Below are 1,103 nucleotides of genomic sequence, written 5' to 3' on the forward strand. Positions count from 1 at the left end.
CGACAAATACACCGCGCTCAAAACGACATGGATCAAATACTGATGGGCGCCTAAAGCGCATCGCTTGAATCCGTTCAATCGCGATGCGCTTTAGGCGCCCATCAGTATTTGATCCATGTCGTTTTGAGCGCGGTGTATTTGTCGAGCGCATGCAGCGACAGGTCGCGGCCGAAGCCGGATTGCTTGAAACCGCCGAACGGCGTCATCGGGCTCAGCGCGTCGACCGTGTTGACGGAAACCGTGCCGGCATGCAGCCGGCCGGCGATACGATGCGCGCGCGACAGGCTGTCGGTCCACAGCGATGCGGCCAGCCCATAGGGGCTGTCATTGGCGATGCGGATCGCGTCGGCCTCGTCGTCGAAGGCGATGACCGAAAGCACCGGCCCGAAGATCTCGTCGCGAGCAATCGGATCGGCAGGTGCGACATCGTCGAAGATGGTCGGCTGGACAAAGCTGCCGCGCCCATTGACCGTGACCAGGTCGCCGCCCGCGACCAGGCGCGCGCTTTTCTTGCCGGCCTCGACGAACCGCATGACATTGGCCGCGTGGCGGGCATCGACCATCGCGCCCATTTTCGAAGCCGGATCGAGCGGATCGCCGGGCTGCGTGGCCGCCGCACGTTGCACCAGTTTCTCCATCAGGGCATCCTTGATGCCGCGCTGGACGAGCAGGCGTGAATTGGCGGAACAGACCTCGCCCTGGTTGAAGAAGATGCCGAAGGCAGCCATGTCGGCTGCCGTGTCAAGATCGCCGCAATCGGCAAAGATGAGGTTCGGGCTCTTGCCGCCGGTTTCCAGCCAGACCTGCTTCATGTTCGACTGGCCGGAATACTGCAGAAACATCTTGCCCACGGCGGTCGAACCGGTGAAGGCGAGGCAATCCACATCCATATGGCGGCCAAGCGCCTGGCCGGCGGTTTCGCCAAGGCCGGGCACGACATTGAGCACGCCTGCAGGCAGGCCCGCTTCCATTGCCAGTTCCGCCAGAAGCAGGGCCGACAAAGGCGACTGCTCGGCGGGTTTCAGCACCACCGAATTGCCTGCCGCCAGTGCCGGCGCGCATTTCCAGGTCGCCATGTCGAGCGGGAAATTCCACGGCACCAC

At 63.2% G+C, this 1,103-nt stretch carries 1 protein-coding gene; it reads right to left on the minus strand.

The features are described from left to right. Positions 1-101 precede the first annotated feature (101 nt). Positions 102-1,103 (minus strand): aldehyde dehydrogenase family protein (locus EN984_RS35605; RefSeq protein WP_127384403.1); only part of this gene is annotated, 1,002 nt, incomplete at its 5' end.

Origin of the sequence: Mesorhizobium sp. M7A.F.Ca.CA.004.12.1.1 (genome assembly GCF_003997835.1) — a bacterium.
Taxonomy (GTDB): Bacteria; Pseudomonadota; Alphaproteobacteria; order Rhizobiales; family Rhizobiaceae; genus Mesorhizobium.